General features: G+C 35.6%; 18 protein-coding genes. 8 read left to right on the forward strand and 10 right to left on the reverse strand.

Translation table 11 applies throughout. The features are described 5' to 3' along the window. The first annotated feature begins 28 nt into the window (after positions 1-28). The 3 genes from atpC (at position 29) to ACRXC1_RS16020 (ending at position 2,638) form a co-directional block, all read left to right on the forward strand. The gene (gene atpC / locus ACRXC1_RS16010) at positions 29-439 is read left to right on the forward strand and encodes an ATP synthase F1 subunit epsilon (RefSeq protein WP_433660304.1); all 411 of its coding nucleotides are present in this window, start codon (positions 29-31) and stop codon (positions 437-439) included. 105 nt (positions 440-544) lie between these two features. Then, the gene (locus ACRXC1_RS16015) at positions 545-2,104 is read left to right on the forward strand and encodes a hypothetical protein (protein WP_433660306.1); all 1,560 of its coding nucleotides are present in this window, start codon (positions 545-547) and stop codon (positions 2,102-2,104) included. Positions 2,105-2,146: 42 nt separating this feature from the next. Beyond that, a complete protein-coding gene (locus ACRXC1_RS16020; protein ID WP_433660308.1) occupies positions 2,147-2,638 on the forward strand; it encodes an outer membrane beta-barrel protein in 492 nt (163 codons plus the stop codon). Positions 2,639-2,685: 47 nt separating this feature from the next. Here the strand turns inward: ACRXC1_RS16020 and ACRXC1_RS16025 are convergent, their stop codons facing one another. Beyond that, a complete protein-coding gene (locus ACRXC1_RS16025) occupies positions 2,686-3,864 on the reverse strand; it encodes a patatin-like phospholipase family protein (protein ID WP_393061765.1) in 1,179 nt (392 codons plus the stop codon). A 78-nt stretch (positions 3,865-3,942) separates the two neighbouring features. On the opposite strand from ACRXC1_RS16025, the gene ACRXC1_RS16030 reads away from it, so the two are divergent. The 4 genes from ACRXC1_RS16030 to radA are packed head-to-tail and all read left to right on the forward strand — an operon-like array spanning position 3,943 to position 8,996. After that, entirely contained in the window at positions 3,943-4,257 is a 315-nt protein-coding gene (locus ACRXC1_RS16030; RefSeq protein WP_146037886.1) for a hypothetical protein, read from the forward strand. Then, positions 4,229-5,716: a hypothetical protein gene (locus tag ACRXC1_RS16035; protein WP_392909553.1), complete on the forward strand. Its 1,488-nt coding sequence runs from the start codon at positions 4,229-4,231 to the stop codon at positions 5,714-5,716. Before ACRXC1_RS16030 ends, ACRXC1_RS16035 begins: the two co-directional genes overlap by 29 nt. A 32-nt stretch (positions 5,717-5,748) precedes the next feature. Then, complete coding sequence (gene ligA, locus ACRXC1_RS16040) at positions 5,749-7,626, forward strand: NAD-dependent DNA ligase LigA (protein ID WP_433660311.1); 1,878 nt, start codon at positions 5,749-5,751, stop codon at positions 7,624-7,626. After that, the gene (gene radA, locus ACRXC1_RS16045) at positions 7,626-8,996 is read left to right on the forward strand and encodes a DNA repair protein RadA (RefSeq protein WP_393061771.1); all 1,371 of its coding nucleotides are present in this window, start codon (positions 7,626-7,628) and stop codon (positions 8,994-8,996) included. The genes ligA and radA overlap by 1 nt, the downstream gene beginning before the upstream one ends. A 12-nt stretch (positions 8,997-9,008) precedes the next feature. Here the strand turns inward: radA and glpK are convergent, their stop codons facing one another. Both glpK and ACRXC1_RS16055 read right to left on the reverse strand, forming a co-directional pair. Beyond that, a complete protein-coding gene (gene glpK, locus ACRXC1_RS16050; protein ID WP_433660314.1) occupies positions 9,009-10,487 on the reverse strand; it encodes a glycerol kinase GlpK in 1,479 nt (492 codons plus the stop codon). Positions 10,488-10,524: 37 nt separating this feature from the next. Next, the gene (locus tag ACRXC1_RS16055; RefSeq protein WP_021267463.1) at positions 10,525-10,743 is read right to left on the reverse strand and encodes a hypothetical protein; all 219 of its coding nucleotides are present in this window, start codon (positions 10,741-10,743) and stop codon (positions 10,525-10,527) included. Positions 10,744-10,796: 53 nt separating this feature from the next. Between ACRXC1_RS16055 and ACRXC1_RS16060 the strand changes: the two genes are divergently transcribed. Further along, positions 10,797-11,360, forward strand: coding sequence for a TlpA family protein disulfide reductase (locus ACRXC1_RS16060; protein WP_433660316.1), 564 nt, complete (start codon positions 10,797-10,799; stop codon positions 11,358-11,360). On the opposite strand, the gene hutI is transcribed toward ACRXC1_RS16060, so the two are convergent. The 7 genes from hutI to ACRXC1_RS16095 are packed head-to-tail and all read right to left on the reverse strand — an operon-like array spanning position 11,353 to position 18,219. Continuing rightward, positions 11,353-12,579 (reverse strand): imidazolonepropionase, encoded by a 1,227-nt coding sequence (gene hutI / locus ACRXC1_RS16065; RefSeq protein WP_433660318.1) that lies wholly within the window; start codon positions 12,577-12,579, stop codon positions 11,353-11,355. The genes ACRXC1_RS16060 and hutI overlap by 8 nt on opposite strands. Continuing rightward, complete coding sequence (hutH, locus tag ACRXC1_RS16070; protein WP_433660320.1) at positions 12,579-14,117, reverse strand: histidine ammonia-lyase; 1,539 nt, start codon at positions 14,115-14,117, stop codon at positions 12,579-12,581. The genes hutI and hutH overlap by 1 nt, the downstream gene beginning before the upstream one ends. A 25-nt stretch (positions 14,118-14,142) precedes the next feature. Then, positions 14,143-14,796, reverse strand: a complete 654-nt coding sequence (rpe, locus tag ACRXC1_RS16075) for a ribulose-phosphate 3-epimerase (RefSeq protein WP_392909563.1) — start codon at positions 14,794-14,796, stop codon at positions 14,143-14,145. A 22-nt stretch (positions 14,797-14,818) separates the two neighbouring features. Beyond that, positions 14,819-15,763, reverse strand: a complete 945-nt coding sequence (gene fmt, locus ACRXC1_RS16080) for a methionyl-tRNA formyltransferase (protein ID WP_433660322.1) — start codon at positions 15,761-15,763, stop codon at positions 14,819-14,821. Next, complete coding sequence (gene def, locus ACRXC1_RS16085) at positions 15,763-16,353, reverse strand: peptide deformylase (RefSeq protein ID WP_392861439.1); 591 nt, start codon at positions 16,351-16,353, stop codon at positions 15,763-15,765. Before def ends, fmt begins: the two co-directional genes overlap by 1 nt. Before the next feature lie 55 nt (positions 16,354-16,408). Then, positions 16,409-17,515: an LptF/LptG family permease gene (locus ACRXC1_RS16090; protein WP_433660325.1), complete on the reverse strand. Its 1,107-nt coding sequence runs from the start codon at positions 17,513-17,515 to the stop codon at positions 16,409-16,411. Next, the gene (locus ACRXC1_RS16095) at positions 17,512-18,219 is read right to left on the reverse strand and encodes a hypothetical protein (RefSeq protein ID WP_433660327.1); all 708 of its coding nucleotides are present in this window, start codon (positions 18,217-18,219) and stop codon (positions 17,512-17,514) included. The genes ACRXC1_RS16090 and ACRXC1_RS16095 overlap by 4 nt, the downstream gene beginning before the upstream one ends. Positions 18,220-18,230 lie beyond the last annotated feature (11 nt).

Below are 18,230 nucleotides of genomic sequence, written 5' to 3' on the forward strand. Positions count from 1 at the left end.
CTGTGGAACTTAAGCAAAGGATTAATAAATGAGTAACTTTGTTGTAAATATTCTAACGCCTAGCTCAGTTGTTGCGAAGAACGTACCAGCAGACTCAGTTTTCATTCCTACTTTAAAGGGTGAGATTGAAGTTCTTGATGGTCACACTCACATTGTTGAGAAGCTAGCTACTGGTAGCGTTGCTGTACACGGTGAAGATTCTGAAAGATTTTTCACTGTTACTGACGGTATCGTAAAGGTTTTAAACGACCAAATTACTATCCTATCTCTGACTTCAGAAGAAAACTGTCAGATTGATGAGGAAAGAGCTACAAATGCACTAATCTACGCTCGTGAAAAGCTGAAAGGAACACTTACTGATGAAGAATTAGTTAAGTATCGTCGTAAGCTTGAAAGAGCGGAACTTAGATTACAACTAGTTAAGCAAATTTCAAAATAATAGATTAGGCCCTGGAAACAGGGCCTTTCTTTTGCCTGTCAGTGACCACTCGGCAATTTCTGCCCCTTAAGTCCTAAATATTCCAATAGTGAGAAAATAGAGCTAATGATTATTAGGTTTATTTATCTCTTCATTTCTTTATTTCTAGCAAATGCTTATGCATTAAGTGGCGGAGATATAGTTACTCTTAAGCCTAAGAGCTTCGATGTTAAAGAAACATTTGAATTACATAAACGCTTTGTTCCACCTATTGCTTATCAAGGTCATATTGAATCTGATGAAATTATTATGGCAAGTTCAGGGGTTAAAAAAGGTGCCAAAGTAAGTGGTAATATCAAAGATGGGGAAGAACTCGTATTCTTTTCTTACGGCGATAATAAAGGTAAGAAAGAAGCTCTCAAGAAGCCTTCAGCTTTAACGAAAGCACCAGTAGTAACTGCTACACAAAAGGTTGCTGGTAAACCTAAAAATTATAAACCTGTTATCGATTTTTCAAGCTTTATTCAGTCAGCTGCACGTAAGAAGAAATCTGTTTCAAATTTCAAGGTGAAACTACGTGAGTTTGGTCCTAAAGGCATAGCAAAGAATAACTTAACTGATTTTGACTTAGTTCCTACTTATAACTTAAACGAGCTATTTACTGATGCAGGGATGGGGGAAATCTCAATTCCAATTTCTAGTGATGATAGCTTTTCTACTTTTCGGGGATCCGTTGCTGCTCAAGGAATTATTAGAACAAATTTTGAGTTAAGTGCACGTAGTGATACGACCTTTGATATTCCTGTCATTAATGATGATTATCTCTATAAAATATTAGAAAAGAATAAGGTAAAAGAAGAGACTGGGGCACATATTTTAGTGGATCTAGGTGATAAGATCGATACTTCGACATTTATGGGTGCCTTTAAAAAGAAGGTGTTTTTAAATCGAAATTTTAAAGAAGTTGAACCTGGTGATTCCTTTGTTTATGAGCTTTATCTCGATGTTGAGCTAGGAAATCATTTAATAAAGTATATGGACTTTAAAGGTAAGGTCGCTCAAAAAATTATCCATCTTGTCCAAGATGAAATTACATATGAAGCACCTTATCTTTTAGACGCTAAGGCCATTAATTTTTCTGTATATGAAGAAAATCTCGCAGCTAAAACCTTACAGTCATTGAACTTGAACGATAGTGATATTCGCTACTTTAATCGTGAGATCAGTGCTTCTAAAGTCGGGCTTAATCGCTATAAAATTCTTACCCCGTTGCGGGATGCAAGTTTTAAACACTATATTGAAGTTGGTAAAGAGACTTCGGTCTTTGTGGGATTCAATGATATTAAAAAAGTCGTTATTCCCTCCATTGAGTATATTGACTACTTAAAAGAGCTCTTTCAAAATCGGGCCGATAATGGTGCATGTGTTATTCAAATAAACTTGAATAATCCACTCGTTGGTTTTGAAGCTTATATGTCGTCGCAGCGACCTTCTGGTTCATATGATTTCTATTATATGGAAAAAGATGGAACAGTTAGTGCTGAAATAACAGGACTTACAGAGAAGGTATTTGTAATTTCTCATGACTATGGGATTATGAATACAAAAATTGACTCTGGGGAAGGCAATATTCAATACACGCAAAGTTTCTGTACTGAAGGATTATATATTATTGAAAATATCTAGTTTGAGAGAATATTACTAGATTTATCTTATTGAGGAGATTGTATGAAAAAGATTTTAGTTGCAATGATGATTATGATTGCTGGTTTCCAAGCACAAGCTGGAATTTATGTTGAACCATACCTAGCGTATAATATTTTAGGTGATACTGATGGCGATGATACTACTGGTTTAAATATCGGTGGTCGTCTAGGTTACTCACTTCCAATGCTTGTTAGCTTTGGTGTTGATTATAATATGGGTACATATGATATTGATGGAACTGATGCTGATACTACTAATCTAGGTGCTTTCGTAGCAGTAGATTTACCAATTCTTTTAAGAGGATATGCAAGTTATTACTTCTCTTCTGATTTAGAAGCAGGAAATGTTACTTATGATGGTTCAGGTGTTGCTCTTGGTGTTGGTTTCACAATGCTTCCATTTGTATCTCTAAACGTAGAATACCGTACAATGAGCTATGATGGTTCTGGTGCTCAAGCTGACTTTGATGCAGAAGAAATTCTAGTTGGAGTTTCTCTACCACTTGATCTTTAATTTTAAAAAATTAATAAATAAGAAAGGCCTACTTAAGTGGGCTTTTTTTATGACTCGTATTCTTTATTATTAAAAATTTCCATTGTTCGCTTGTAGCCGGCCTCAAGCATCTTAGTCATTTTCTTTGGATTTAAACTGAAGATATCTGCAAAGAAAAGATTATAATCGTCATGCTTTGGATAAATATCAATAAGCTTTACATCAGGATTGAAGTTAAGCTTTCGCTCGATGATTGAAGTAATATGACGTCTCTGTTCATTGCTGAATTTTTCATTGATCATATACTGGTTTACAGTATCGATAATGTCTTGAGCAGCGATACGTCTGGCCCTTGAATCAACAATTTTCTTTTGAATCATTAAATAAATGGCCTGAGTACAAATAGCAGGAAGGCCATAGTTAGCAAGGGAGCCAATTTCATCCTGATAATGATATGGCGTATGGGTCCAGCTTGAGATGATATATTCACAACTATTATCAACGGCCACGTGAGTTGATAGTGTCTCGCGAATTTCACCATCAATATAAAAGTCAGTTGTATCAGTTACCGTATTATGAATAGGGTATGGAGTGTAAAATGGTGGAACACTCATCGAGGCAGTGGCCGCTTCTGCAATTGGAATATCTGTATAGTAATGTGCCGTTGGATCATGACTTGGATTTGGATAATTGTAGCGTGAGAATATTGTCTTACGCGAGTTATCTAATTGAGTCGCAATAATGAAAAGGTCAGCATCATAATCGTCAAAATTATTTGATTTGATTATATTTTCAATAATGTAGTCGTGAAGTCCCGTTGTTGAAAAGAGGCCAGAGACTGTCATGATAGGCTTTAAAAGACTTTTGATAACAAGTGGAAAGCCATCCAAAGGATCATAGAGATTAGGGTGATGAGGCTTTAAACTTGGCCTCTTTAGAGAAAGCATATCCTTGTATGTAATAGGCTTCAAACCAGTTTTATTTTTATGAATAAAAGCTTCAATGACTTCTAAAGGTGAATGTCCAGAGGCTAAAAAGAGACTGATAAGTGCCCCAGCACTTGAACCAACATAAGTTGAGATTTCATAATCAGGATTTACATCAGAATGATTATGCTTGAATGTAAAACCAAGATCGTGGAGTGCCCAACTTACTCCAAGGTGCCATGCGGCAGCTTTAACGACACCACCCGACAGAACCAGGGCAGTCTTTTTATTCTTGAAGTTTTCTATATCAACTCTGTTCATAAAAAAATTATACTCGAAATACGAATTTATGTATTGATAATTTTTGGCAAAGCACGTCAAGTTGGTTAAAATTAAGAAATGATTTGGATGGACATAAATGACTATTCATTGTTGAAGGGAATCTCAATATCAACAATTCGTCGCTATATAAAAAGAGATAAATTAATTTGGAAATTTGATCAGGGTAAATATCTGATACAAATGAACGAGTGGGAATATAACGATTCACTAAGTGCATCGAACGCCATCGTATACCTTAAGCGTTTACAAGAAGAACATGAGCTTCTTAAAAAAGAATTAATTAAAACCAAGCAAGAAAATAATGAATATAAAATGCTCGTAGATCTCTACGAAGGTCGTCTCAATGAAAATAATCAAATTACTTATAACTAGTTTTTTACTTTTACTAGCACTTGATATTTTTGCTGCACCAAGCGCACGTCGTTGTATGATTCTCCCCGTAAGGGATTCTGTTGGTGGAGCACTTGGTTATGAAGTCTTTGCTAAAATTGAAGGCTATTTAAAATCCTCACGTTGGTGTTACTACCAGTATAATTCTGAAATTATCAATATTTTATCAAACTATAAGAAGAATTTAGATGCAGCTCTAGAGAATCCAAAGGTTTTAAAATTAGTTTCTGAAAAAACAAATGCAGGATCACTAATTAAAGTGAAGATCGAAAGTTTACCAAAAGGTGTTGCTGTTAATATGCAAATTTTTGGTGCAAATGGAAGAGATATTTATTTTAATGAGAAAATTGAACTCAATAGTGATGATCCTGGACTAATTGCTCAGACGGCCAATAATTGGCTAGATCAATATGAAAAACAAATCCCTTATGATGCTCGTGTCTTAGGTGTCCTTGGTCAGCAGTTCTCTATTGATCTTGGTAAGGATGCCGGAATCTTTACTGATTATGAAGTGAAGGTCGTGCGACCTATGCGACGTAGAAAGCACCCTCTTCTTCAGGAAGTCGTTGACTGGGAAACAAAAACGATTGCTACGGGAAGAATTATTCACGTCGGTGAATCACTCTCTCAAGTTAAAGTGCTTCGCTATGAAGACAAGAGTCTTATTCAAGCAGAAGATTGGGTATTAATTTCTAAGAATACGAAAGAATCTGAAAAAAGAGATTTAAAATATGACCCAGTTGAAGGAAATGATCGTACTTCTTCATTTGGAAGATTAGGTGAATTCGGATTAGCTCTTAAGATTGGGACCGGATCTAATAATAATTCATCAATTTCAAATGGAACAAAATCAATTAACGGAGTTGATTTTGCAATTGCCTTCGATAGCGAACTTTGGCTTACTAGAAATTATTGGGTAGGACTTGAGTTAGAAAAGGGTTTTGGAAAATATTCTAAGGATGCAGGTAATTTAGTGTCTGATAGCAACTCGATGGATTCATCTCGTTTTAGATTACTTGCAGGTTATAAATATCTACCGATGGGCTTCTTCTATGGACCTCAGGTTGATGTCTTCATAGGGTATGGATCTTATACTCATGGATTTGATAATCAAGTTGCTGATGGATTCACTGAAATTAATTTTAGCGGGATCTTAGTGGGTGCCAGAGCAAGTATGCCACTAGTTAGAGGTATTAGAATTTATTTTCAATTCGATTTTATGCTTGATCCTGGTTATGAAGAAGATGTTTCAATATTCGGTAGTGCAAAAGATACGAGCAATTTTCATGTTGCTGCTGGTGCGGAATATAAGTATGGACCAAATATCAATCTATACGGTGGAATCGACTACTTAAGTGATAAAGCTGAATTTGCAAGTGATGGTACAAAAGTAACTGTTAAGAACACGGCCTTGAAGGGCGGTGTGAAGTTTGCATTCTAAAAAATGACAATCTAGATCAGAAGAGAATTAAAATGAAACGTATAAAAGAATTGGCAGATCAAATTAAGATCCATAAGGCATTGTACTATGCTGGAAAACCAGAAATTTCAGATATTGAATACGATAAATTAGAAGATGAGTTAAGACTATTGGATCCAGAAAACTCTGTTCTTAATCTTGTTGGTTCAACAGTCACTTCACTTGATAAAGTAAAACACGATAAGAAAATGCTTTCATTGGGAAAAACTTATAAAGTGGATGAATTAATTTCATGGGCAAAAAAATATGAAGTCTTAGGGATTTATAAAGTTGATGGTGTCTCATGTTCTCTTATCTATGAAGATGGTCATTTAGTTCTAGCAAAAACTAGAGGTGATGGAACTTACGGTGAAAATATCACGCAAAAAGTTCAGTGGATGAAGGGAGTTCCAGGATCTATTTCGATCAAAGATAGAATTGAAATTAGAGGCGAGATGTATTGTGATGAGCAGTCTTTCTTTCATCTCTCAGAAACAATGGTTGCCCAAGGTTTAGAGAGACCGTCGTCACAACGAAATATCGTAGCAGGTCTGGTGGGCAGAAAAGAAAATATCAGTCTCTGTTCTTATATAAATTTCAAGGCCTTTGATTTGATAGGTCTGGATTTTGAAAAAGAAAGTCAAAAATACGATACACTGAAAAAAGAAGATTTTGATATTCTTGAATATACCCTCATGCATTCAAAGAAAGATTATGAGGTGGCAATTGATGATGCTAAAGATTTTATGGCCAATGGTGATTATCTAATTGATGGCCTCGTCTTTGTTTACAATGAAATTAAATTACATGATGAACTTGGAGAAACAGCTCATCATCCTCGTTATAAGATGGCCTTTAAGTTTGAAGGAGAGACGGTACAAACAACTCTCAACTCGATAACTTGGCAAGTCTCTAGAAATGGTATCTTAACTCCTGTAGGAGAAGTTGAGCCTGTTTCTATTAGTGGTGCAGTTATTTCTCGTGTGACCCTTCATAATTATGGAATGGTTAAACAGCATAATTTAAAAGCTGGTGATAAAATTGAAATCATCAGAAGTGGTGAAGTTATTCCTAAATTTCTGCAGACAATTGAAGAATCTCAAAATGATTTTTCAATCCCAGAATGTTGTCCAAGTTGTGACTCAAAAGTGGTTATCGAAGATATTCGACTTTTTTGTAAGAACCCAGCTTGTCCTGCCCAAATTAAAGAAGCAATCTTAAACTTTATACAGAAGATTGGAATTGATGATTTGAGTTCGAAAAGACTTGAAGAGATGATTCGTAAGAAATTAGTTACGAGAATCGAAGATCTTTATAAGCTTGAAATGGATCAGTTACTAACCCTCGATAAAGTAAAAGATAAATTGGCCACAAAGCTCCTTGCAAGTATTGAAAGCTCAAAGAAGGCAGATTTGATCACTTTTGTTTCCGCATTAGGAATTACGGGTGGTGCTTATAATAAATGTGAAAAAGTTATTCATGGTGGTTTTGATTCAATTGAAAAACTTTTAAATATGAGTGCAGATGAGCTTGCTACTCTTGAAGGTTTTGCTGAGAAGTCAGCTACTACATTTGTAAACTCATTACAGGAAAAAAGAGAATTAATAAATAATCTTCAATCTCTTGGTTTCACTTTTGAAGTATTAGAAGAAGAGATTGGCTCTGGATTGGCTGGATTGAAAATTTGTATTACTGGTTCTTTATCACGAAAAAGAAGTGATATCGAAAAAGATATTAAAGCTGCTGGTGGAACACCTGTAGGATCTGTTAGTAAGAATACTGATATTCTTCTTACAAATGAGACAGAAGCTAAATCTTCCAAATATAAGAAGGCTTTAGACTTAGGAATCATAATTAAATCAGAAGATGAAGTAATGGGAATGATTGATTAATGGCCAAGAAAAGTAAAAAAGTTTTTGAATGTTCAAATTGTGGATTTCAAACTGCAAAGTGGATGGGACGTTGTACTGATTGTGGTGAGTGGAATAGTTTTGTAGAAGAAACTTTTACACCTGTCCAAGAAAGTATAAAGGTTAAGGCCGTTGGAGAGACTGCTCCTAAAAAACTAAAAGAAATTGAAGTCGAAACTTATAATCGAGTTAGTACTGGCATAGGTGAATTTGATCGTGTCGTTGGTGGAGGATTAGTTCCTGGCTCCCTTATACTTATTGGTGGTGAGCCTGGGATTGGTAAATCGACTCTATTAACAGAAATGCTTTCTAAGCTTTCTGGTCAGCAAAGTGACCAAAGCTTTCTTTACGTTAGTGGGGAAGAGAGTGAAGGACAGGTCGCAGGACGTGCCAAACGTATGGGCCTGAAAAATGATTCGTTCTATATTTACAACGAAACAAATTGGCAAAATATTTTAAATCAAATTAAAAAGATTAAACCTCGTTTCATGGTTCTTGACTCGATTCAAACGACCACATCGAGTGAGCTACAATCTCCTCCTGGTACAGTTTCGCAAATTCGTGAGGTTACTTACGAGTTAATGAATCATGTTAAAGCAACAGGTATTACTTGCTTTATTGTAGGCCACATTACCAAAGATGGTGCTATTGCTGGTCCAAAAATTCTCGAGCATATGGTTGATACAGTTATCTATTTTGAAGGTGATCAATTTGGTCACTATAGAATGCTTAGAGCAATTAAAAACCGTTTCGGAAATACTAACGAAGTTGGAATTTTTGAAATGCAGGAAGATGGACTAAATGAAGTTAAAAACCCTTCACAATTCTTTTTAGATGATGATCTTGAAGATAGCTTTGGAAAAAGTTTAACTTGTATTAAAGAAGGAACCAGACCTTTGTTTGTCGAAGTTCAAGCTCTTGTAGCTGAAAATAAATTTGGTAATGGCAGACGTACAACTCAAGGGCTTGATAATAATCGAGTTGCTATGATGGTTGCGATCATTGAAAAATATGCAAATATTCCTATGGGAATGAACGATATCTATGTCAACGTTGTTGGGAGTATGAAGCTTACAACGAGAGAGTCTGACTTAAGTATTATTGCTGCTCTTTTAAGTTCATATAAGTCTAAACCAATTCCTAAGGATACTGTCTTCTTGGGAGAAGTGGGGCTTACTGGTGAAGTTAGAACTGTTCCACATATGGAAATGCGTATTAAGGAAATGGAACAACTTAATTACAAGACGCTTGTGGCCTCACCAAAAGTTGCAAAAGATTACTCTAAAAAATCAAAATTAAAAATTATACCAGTAAGAAAAGTTACAGATATTTTTAAAGTACTAGGGGACTAGCCCCTAGTATTTTCAAAAATTTACTTGAATATATTTATTCCAAAGATTCTTCTTGTATTCAAAATATTGAGAATTAGTTTTAGAAGATTCAAAGAATGATTCTTTTTCCCATTGCTTACTAACATCATCAATAGACATTAGACCAGCACCAATAGCTGCTGCTAGTGCTGCTCCATATGAAGTTGTTTCAATCACCTTCGGTCTTGTCACATTGATTCCAGAAATATCGGCCTGAATTTGCATAAGAAGATTGTTTGCAACAGCACCACCATCGACTTTAAACTCTTCGAGATCACTACCCATATCGCTTTTCATGGCCTTAATTAAATCATTAATACTTAAAGCAATTCCTTCAAGGGCAGCTCGACAAATATCATTAGTGTCGGTAGCTCTTGTCATGCCAATTAATGCTGCCTTCGCGTGTGGCCTCCAGTACGGCGAACCTATACCCGTGAAGAATGGCAGAAGAATCAGATCTTTAATTTGATTTAAATCTTTAACAGCATTTGCTTTATCTTCTGTTTGGGCCGCATTGTCGATGATTTGAAGGTTGTCTCTAAGCCATTGAACACATGCTCCTGCAATATAACAAGAGCCTTCAAGCGCATAATAAGTTTTACCCTGGTACTTGTAGGCAACTGTAGTTAGAAGTCCGTGTTCCGAATATTTTTTTTCTTCCCCTGTGTTAACAAGCATAAAAGCACCTGTACCGTAAGTACATTTACCTGTTCCTTTTGTGAAACAAGCTTGGCCAAAGAGCGCGGCCTGTTGATCACCAAGTATACCGTTAATAGGGATTCCATCTGGTAGAAAGTCTAGGTCTTTTGTATGTCCAAAATCGCAAATTGACTCACAAACTTCTGGTAAACAATTCTTCTCAACTCCCAAAGTATCACACAGATTAGAGTCCCAATTACATGTATCAAGTGACATTAGTAGAGTTCTCGATGCATTAGATACGTCTGTCTTAAACGATTCACCATTAGTTAGGCGATAAAGTAGGAAAGTATCGATAGTACCAAAACGTAGGTCATGATTCTTGTAGGCCTCTTTTACATATTGGTTATTATTTAATAACCAGTGCATCTTCGTTCCTGAAAAATATGGATCAAGTGGAAGTCCAGTGACTTTTTTGAAGTTAGCTTCATGCGATTTCATGCTCTCGCAGAAGTCTGCTGTTCTTCGATCTTGCCAAACGATGGCCTTTGCCAAAGCATCACCTTTGCGATTAAAAGCACAAGTTGTTTCTCTTTGGTTAGTGATTCCAATCGATGCAATGTCTTTGGCATCAATATTATTTCTTTTAAGAACACTTTGTACGGTGCTCTTAACACTCTTCCAAATTTCGTCGAGATCGTGTTCAACCCAACCTGTGTCTGGGAAGTATTGTTTGAATTCTTGATTTTCTTTATCAACAAACTTAAAAGTTTTGGCGTCGATAATAGTAGCAGTAGTACCAGTGGTACCTTGATCTAAAGATAAAATATACATTTTTACTCCAGTATAAGAGTTAATTTATAGTAAAAAGCTATTCAGTTAATTTTACACCGGGATTATGGCCTGGGTAATTACGCGCAATGCTGTTGATTGCAATTTCCCATTGTTTAGCTAAAAAGAAGTTACTTCCCTTTAGAAGTGAGACGGATAGACCGATTAAGATAACAAGTAAAAAGATGAACTCGACAAAGGTTTGCCCAGCTTGATTAAGAATTTTTTTCTCTAGCTCTTTGTCTTGTGTTTTTTGCATAGTGCAATCTTACCTAATTAAGTGTATAATACCATTCTAACTGGGGTTAAGAGTTGAGTACAGAAAGAAAAAAATTTCCATATAAGATCCTGCTAGTTGCATGCATACTAGTTCTTGGATCACTATTTGTGACTGATGACAGTTTTACTACTGCAAAGGTTGCTGGTGTGGATGTTAAAAAGATTCAGCATTATGAATCAATGCTCGTTCGTCCCGATTTGAAATCAACAGAAGGTAAAACTTATAAAAAAGAAGAGCTTTCTAAGGGTGTTGTTATTTTAAATTTCTGGGCCAGTTGGTGTACACCATGTCTTGAAGAATTTCCAAGTTTGATAAGTCTTCGTTCTGAAATCAAAGACCCAAAACTTAAGATTATTGCAATTAACTCTGACGAAGGTCAAAAGCAACTCAAAAAAATTAAAGACGTTGTAAAAAAATACAATGTGAATTTTGATGTCGTTAAAGATACTCAAGGTAAGTTAACAGATGCCTTTATGGTTTCTGCCATCCCTGTATCGATCGTTTACAAAGATGGCCGTGTCGTAGAAGTTGCAAAAGGCTCTAAAGATTTTAACTCTGAAGAATTTAAAGAAAAAATTCGTGAGTGGCTTAAATAGAGCTCTTATCAACTGCTAAATTTCTACCCCAATTATAAGTAATTTCAGAAATCGTATCTGTTTTAAAAATACTAAAACGAGGTTTGAACTTTTTGATGATTGCACCTTGGTCATACTTTCCAACTGCAGCAGCTGCATTCAAAGTAATTCCCACCCACATTTGAGTCATATTGATCTTATACATTGGAGCACAGATTGAAGCTAGTAAAAGTAGGTTATCACAGTGGCAAGATCCTGGATTATAATCTGAAGCAATTGCTAGCTTACAGCCACCGTCCACTAGTTGTTTGGCATCTGCCTTAGGCTTTCCTAAGAAGATTCCTGTTCCTGGAAGTACCGTTGCTACAGTCTTGGATTCTGCTAATTTCTTTATTCCATCTTCCGTTGTACATAGAAGGTGGTCAGTACTTAGAGCACCTAATTCGCAAGCAAGAATAGCGCCTTTATTATCATTAAATTCATCAGCATGTGTCTTTAATGGTATTCCATATTCTTGAGCAACTTGAGCTAACTTTTTAACATCTTCAGATTCAAAGTAGCCTTGTTCATGGAAGATATCTACGCAATCAATGATATTAAGTGGAGCGACTTCATGTAGAAGAGGGATAACAATTTCATCCATATACTTCTGTGTTGAATCATAATTTTTTGGAAGAGCGTGGGCCGGCATAAATGTATTAAAAATTTGAATATCTGGAGCAAATTCTTCTTTTAACTTTGCGATTAACTTTGTCATTCGCATTTCACCTTCAAATGAAAGTGAATAACCAGATTTAACTTCAATTGTGCCTACACCGTAACTAGCAATTCTCTTTATTCTATCACGACAGTTACTAAGTAGTTCTTCGTCACTTGTGTTATTAGTTCCATTCGAAGTTGCAACAATTCCGCCACCAGCTTTAGCTATCTCTTCATAATCAGCACCATTTAATCTCATTTGGTATTCGTTTGCACGATTACCCCCAAAGATAAGGTGTGTGTGAGAATCAACAAGTTCAGGAGTGATAACATAACCTTCGAGGTCTTTTACAACTTTTGCTTTTTTTAGATATTCTACAGGAATACTATCGCTGTCACCAACCCACACGATCTCATCTTCTTCGAATACGATTGCGCCGTGGTGAAGAATAGAAATATCTTCAGGAAGAAGATTGCGGCCGTCTTTTTTTTGGGCCGCCTCAAGAGTTAAGACTTCGTTAATATTCTTGTAGATAATCATTACTGTAATTTTCCTGTATGCTTTTCAACTGCTCTCAGTAATTCACCATTAGCAATTAGAGCTTCGATATTATTGATGTCACGATAGAAAACTCTATCTTCTACAATTTTATCAACAGACTTTCTAATGTGTGAAATTAACTCTTCAATTGCAGGTGAAGATTTAAGAGGGCGATGGAATTCAATAGCTTGTGTGTTACATAGTAGCTCGATTGCTAAACATTTTGTCGCGTTCTCAATAACTTCATGAAGTTTACGCCCTGAAGTTACACCCATTGAAACATGATCTTCTTTATCTGTTGAAGTTGGAACTGAGTCCACACTTGCTGGATGACATAGGTATTTATTTTCTGATGTTAAAGCTGCTGCTGTAACGTGTGCGATCATTAAACCACTATTAAGTCCTGACTCTGGTGTTAAGAATGCTGGTAGGTCAGAAAAGGTTGGGTTCATCATTTTTTCAACACGTCTTTCACTGATATTACAAAGCTCTGCCATACCAATTGCTAAGTAATCCATTGCCATTGCAATTGCTTCACCGTGAAAGTTTCCTCCTGAGATAACTTCATCTTCACCTAAGAAGATTAGAGGGTTATCTGTAACAGCGTTAAGTTCAATTCCTAAAACTTCTTTTGCATGAGCAAGCGTTTGTCTTGAGGCACCGTGAACTTGCGGAACACATCTTAATGAGTAAGGGTCTTGAACCTTTCCACAATCAACATGTGAATTTAAGATTTCACTTCCAGCAATGATATTGTTTACGTTAATAGCACTTGCAAGTTGGCCTGGGTGTGGCTTAAGTCCGTGGATTTTGTGATCGTATGCTCTTAGTGTTCCACGAACTCCATCAAGAGTTGTAGCTGCACAAATATCGGCAATACGAACTAAATTTTCAGATTGTTTAATTGCAATTGCACCAAGTGCGGCCATAACGGCCGTTCCATTAATAAGTGCAAGGCCATCTTTTGGGCCTAGTACAACGGGCTCTTTACCAATATCTCTAATTGCAAAATCAGAACGAACTTCTTTTCCACCATAGATAACTTCGCCTTCACCAATAAGTGCTAAGGCAATGTGCGACAGGGGAGCAAGGTCACCTGAAGCACCAACTGAACCCTTCTCTGGAACAACTGGAATAATATCATTGTTGATAAACTCAATTAATAATTCAATTGCATCAATTGTTACACCAGAGAAACCTGATGCAAGACAATTTGCTCTTAAAAGCATGATTGCTTTGGTTACTTCTTTAGAAAAAGGTTTTCCAACTCCAGTACAGTGTGAACGAATCAAGTTAACTTGAAGTTGAGAGAGATCCTCTTTCTTAATATGCTTGTCAGATAAAGCACCGAAACCAGTGTTAATACCATAAACTGGTTCACCCTTATCGACGATATTTTGTACGTACTCTTTTGATCTTAAAATATTTTCGCGAGCGATATCGCTTAGTTTAACTTTAACTGCACCTTTTTTTGCAAATGATGCTTCATAAATGTCATCAACACTTAGGCTGTGGCCATCGATAATAATTTCTTTCATCTTTGTCGTCCTATTTTGTCTAATCTTATCTTAATGTCTCTATTTGTGTTTTATATTGATCCTTGGCCTTGCCGAAAATATACGACCCAGCAACAAGGTTGTGAGCACCTTTATCAAGACATAGTTTAGCTGTGTCTTGATTGATCCCACCATCAACTTGTATTTGTAATTTTAGGTTATGCTCTTCTTTCATTTTTTTAAGGTATGCAATTTTATCTAAAGCATTTGGCATAAAACTTTGTCCACCAAAACCTGGCTCAACAGACATAACGAGAAGTAGATCAATCTCTTTTAAAAGATCAAGTGGAATGCTCTCGACATCTGTTGCTGGCTTAACAGAGAGTCCAATGCTTTTATAGTTGTTACGATATTTCTTAATCATTGCATGATGATCACAATCGATTTCAAAGTGATATGTAATATTCTCAATTTCAGAATCTTTTAGTGCTTCAAAGTGGAACTCTGGATTTGTCACCATTAGATGAACATCGAGTGGAATGCTTGTTATTTTTTTTATTTGCTTAATTACGGGAATACCAAATGTTAGGTTTGGTACGAAGTGGCCATCCATAACATCAAGATGAAGCCAAAGGTCTTTTACATCCTCAATTACTGAAATATCAGATATTAGGTTAGTAAAATCAGCAGCTAAAATGCTTGGTGAGATAATTGTTTGCATCTAAATCCCCTTAGCAATATTGTTATGAAATTTTAAAACTATCGAATTTATTAGTAAGGCCATTAACCGCGTCTGTATCACGGCAAGCTTTTTTACCTTCAAGTTGGATCATATCTAGTCTTATTGTCGAATCTGTACATCCAACCAAGATTTTATTGTCCGCTACTTTAACTTCACCAGGTTTAAGCCCAGCATTATCATATTTTGAAATTTCAATAACTTTAAGACGCTTCTCATTTAAGAAACAATAAGTTCCTGGCCAAGGCTTTAGCGCCCTAACTTGGTTATGAATTGTGTTAAAGTCACTTTCTAAAAACTTTAGATGACCGTCTTCTTTCTTAAGTGTAGGTGCAAAGCTAACTTTTGATTCATCTTGCTCATACGAAGTTACTTCATCGTTAAGCATATCTGTGATGAAATCATTAAGTGTTAAAGATGCAGCAAACTTAAGTCTTGTATAAAGCTGTCCACCAGTTTCTTCAAAAGCAATTTGAAGATTTGATTCTTTAACAATATCACCAGCATCCATTTTCTTAACCATCTTCTGAATTGAAACACCAGTTTCCGTGTCACCATTTAAAAGAGCATATTGAATAGGAGCTGCTCCTCTATACTTAGGAAGTAGAGAAGTGTGAATATTAAAACATCCAAGTTTTGGTTTATTTAATACTTTTGAGCCAAGGAATTGAGCAAAAGCAAGAACTAGATAAAAATCTGCATCAACCTCATCTAATAACTTAAGAAGCTCTTCGTCTTTATTAATATTTTCCGTTTGATAGAATTTTATCTTATTGTCTTTACAATAAGTAATAACAGGAGGGGACTGAAGCTTTTGTCCTCTACCTGCTGGCCTATCTGGCATACTAATAACAAGTTTAAGATCAATTTGTGGGTGATTGGCCAGAAGTTCTAAACTTGGGCATGAAAAATCTGGTGTACCAAAGAATACTGCCTTAAGTTTTTTCACTATCTACCCTTAACCCTTTTCATATATCTCTTTGTTAAAAAGTTTCTTTTAAGAGTTGATAGTCTTTCAAGAAAAACAATCCCATCGAGATGATCATTTTCGTGTTGAATACAAACAGATAGAAGTCCATCAACTTCTAAAACTTGCTCGTTACCTTCAATGTCTTGGTAAGTAACACGAATTTGTTCCGAGCGTTTTACTTCCTCATAAATTCCTGGAACTGAAAGACATCCTTCTTCATAAAGAATTTCACCTTGAAGTTTTTCAATCTTAGGATTGATAAAAATTCTTGGGTTAAAATTTGATAACTCTTGATCTTTGGTCCCATCAGCACGAGTAATTTCTTTGCTATGAAAATCAATATCCATAACAAAAATGCGATCTGAAACACCAATTTGTGGTGCTGCTAAACCAATTCCCGGAGCATGGTACATTGTAAAAAGCATATCCTTACAAAGCTTTTTAAGCTCGTCATCAAACTTTTCAACTGGTGCTGCCACCTTCTTAAGAACAGGTGCTGGGTAAGTAAAAATCTCTAGCTTTTCACCTTCTAGAGTGTAATCTTTTAAAAATTCTTCTGATTTATTCATGGGACTCTTATAGCATGTGTGCGACGCACAAGTCCAGTGTTCAACTGTAAATCATTTACGTTAAACGTCTGTTTTTAAAGAAGATAAGAACGATAACAATGGTGAACAGAAAGGGGACTGAAAATGTCGCTAAGAACGGACTAATTTTCAAGTTCTTACCTAACTCAATAAAATACGATTGCACTAGCCAGTATAGAATTGTGAAAATAAAAATAAAGGCTACACTGCGTCCAAATGAGCTATTTCTACGGTTTGGATTAAAGATGCTGGTTGCTGCGATAAGTGCGAAGATAATACAAATAAGTCCTTCAGAAATATGCATATAGAACATAACAAGATACTCATTAACATTTATCCCATTATTATTTAGTTGGGTAATATAGTCGTAAAGACGTAGAAAAGTTAACGTCGAGATATCGGCTTCAATTTTAGTGAACTCTTCAATACTTTCATTGAGGGTAATTGGCAGCTCTACAATATCTATTTTTGGAAAAGATGGAGAATCAAGTTCATCATAACCTGTCCCATTCGTTGGCCACCACCTCTCGGTGCGAGAGTCATAGCTTAGCATTTTGAAAGTATCGATTTTTGTGAGGTCACGACCTGCATTGTAGTGATAAATCGTTACTTCATTTAAGGTATTAGTTTTTTTATCAAAGCTTGAAAAGGCAAAGTAGTACTTAGGTGATTTATACCAGATCTTACCAGATTTAATTGTGGAAGAAGAGAGTCCTTTCTTTTTGAAAACTCTAAATTTTTCATCTGGACTATCAAGGATACTAAATCTTCTCGAATTAATATACGGGCTGATATAGGCACTTAGGATGAATTGAAAGATTGCTACATAAATAGATGTTAACAGGATATCTCTAAGATAGCTTTGTCGAGAGTAGCCCCCGGCGAAGATGGCAACTAACTCATTTCGACTTTTGAGCTTATTAATTGAAAATAAGCTACCAATCAAACACGAGATAGGAATTACTTTTATTAAGAAGCTTGGTAGTTGGATGAAGTAACTTAAAAGAACTTCTTTTGCTGTTACATTTTCTCTTAAAAAGCCAGAGATAAGATTTCCTAAAGAAAGCAATAAGAGTAGAACCACTGCCGAAGCAGCGAAAAATTTAAGCCATTCTCTTGTGATTAGGTTTCTAACTACACTCATTTTAATATTTTATAGATTAAATAAATTAATGGTTTAATTAATAACTTATTAAAAATGAAATCTAAAGATTTATTCTCTTCAAATTTCTTAACAATATGAGGCGATACCTCATAATAACGATTAATGAATCCTTGTCCTAACTTATATTTTGCGAGTGTTGGTTTGATGCTTCTTAGTGTATCAAGAAGGTCTTCATTATTTGGATAGGCATGTGTTGCTAAATAGCAATTTTTAGAGCGTACATTAATTTTATCGTAAGCTTGTTGAAAAGCTTTTTTATTATGGGCCTGTCCCGATCTTAGAAACTTTTTTACGATTTGGGCATTAGCGTGTTGATATTTATAGCCTATTGAAAAGGCAATAAATTGTTGTAGGCAACGCATTGACTCGTTACGAAGCTTTGGACTCTTGTCATAAGATTTTGCAAGATTCCAATAGGCTTGGCTAATCAGTAAAAGTTCAGAGATATCTTTTTGTGAATCAAACATCTTTGGTGTTAGATGCTTTTCTGTTGTGCGATTATAAGCTGCCAATATTCCCAGGTAATGATTAAACTTTTCTACACTATGTGGAATATCATTTTTGGCCACAAAGTCCAGAGCTTGCTTTAGTGTTTTTAAACGATCAGTGTAAGCATTCTTAACACCTTCGTTAAGCTCTTCTTCACCATCTTTGGTTTTATTTTGGGGCTTCTTTGTTGCCATTATATCTACTC

It is taken from the genome of Halobacteriovorax sp. GFR8 (assembly GCF_050955245.1).
In the GTDB taxonomy this organism is placed as follows: domain Bacteria; phylum Bdellovibrionota; class Bacteriovoracia; order Bacteriovoracales; family Bacteriovoracaceae; genus Halobacteriovorax_A.

Excerpts from the sequence above, each read along its gene's own strand:
- atpC (WP_433660304.1), top strand. The coding sequence starts at position 29 with ATGAGTAACTTTGTTGTAAATATTCTAACGCCTAGCTCAGTTGTTGCG.
- ACRXC1_RS16015 (WP_433660306.1), top strand. The coding sequence starts at position 545 with ATGATTATTAGGTTTATTTATCTCTTCATTTCTTTATTTCTAGCAAAT.
- ACRXC1_RS16020 (WP_433660308.1), top strand. The coding sequence starts at position 2,147 with ATGAAAAAGATTTTAGTTGCAATGATGATTATGATTGCTGGTTTCCAA.
- ACRXC1_RS16025 (WP_393061765.1), bottom strand. The coding sequence starts at position 3,864 with ATGAACAGAGTTGATATAGAAAACTTCAAGAATAAAAAGACTGCCCTG.
- ACRXC1_RS16030 (WP_146037886.1), top strand. The coding sequence starts at position 3,943 with ATGATTTGGATGGACATAAATGACTATTCATTGTTGAAGGGAATCTCA.
- ACRXC1_RS16035 (WP_392909553.1), top strand. The coding sequence starts at position 4,229 with ATGAAAATAATCAAATTACTTATAACTAGTTTTTTACTTTTACTAGCA.
- ligA (WP_433660311.1), top strand. The coding sequence starts at position 5,749 with ATGAAACGTATAAAAGAATTGGCAGATCAAATTAAGATCCATAAGGCA.
- radA (WP_393061771.1), top strand. The coding sequence starts at position 7,626 with ATGGCCAAGAAAAGTAAAAAAGTTTTTGAATGTTCAAATTGTGGATTT.
- glpK (WP_433660314.1), bottom strand. The coding sequence starts at position 10,487 with ATGTATATTTTATCTTTAGATCAAGGTACCACTGGTACTACTGCTACT.
- ACRXC1_RS16055 (WP_021267463.1), bottom strand. The coding sequence starts at position 10,743 with ATGCAAAAAACACAAGACAAAGAGCTAGAGAAAAAAATTCTTAATCAA.
- hutI (WP_433660318.1), bottom strand. The coding sequence starts at position 12,579 with ATGATTATCTACAAGAATATTAACGAAGTCTTAACTCTTGAGGCGGCC.
- hutH (WP_433660320.1), bottom strand. The coding sequence starts at position 14,117 with ATGAAAGAAATTATTATCGATGGCCACAGCCTAAGTGTTGATGACATT.
- rpe (WP_392909563.1), bottom strand. The coding sequence starts at position 14,796 with ATGCAAACAATTATCTCACCAAGCATTTTAGCTGCTGATTTTACTAAC.
- def (WP_392861439.1), bottom strand. The coding sequence starts at position 16,353 with ATGAATAAATCAGAAGAATTTTTAAAAGATTACACTCTAGAAGGTGAA.
- ACRXC1_RS16090 (WP_433660325.1), bottom strand. The coding sequence starts at position 17,515 with ATGAGTGTAGTTAGAAACCTAATCACAAGAGAATGGCTTAAATTTTTC.
- ACRXC1_RS16095 (WP_433660327.1), bottom strand. The coding sequence starts at position 18,219 with ATGGCAACAAAGAAGCCCCAAAATAAAACCAAAGATGGTGAAGAAGAG.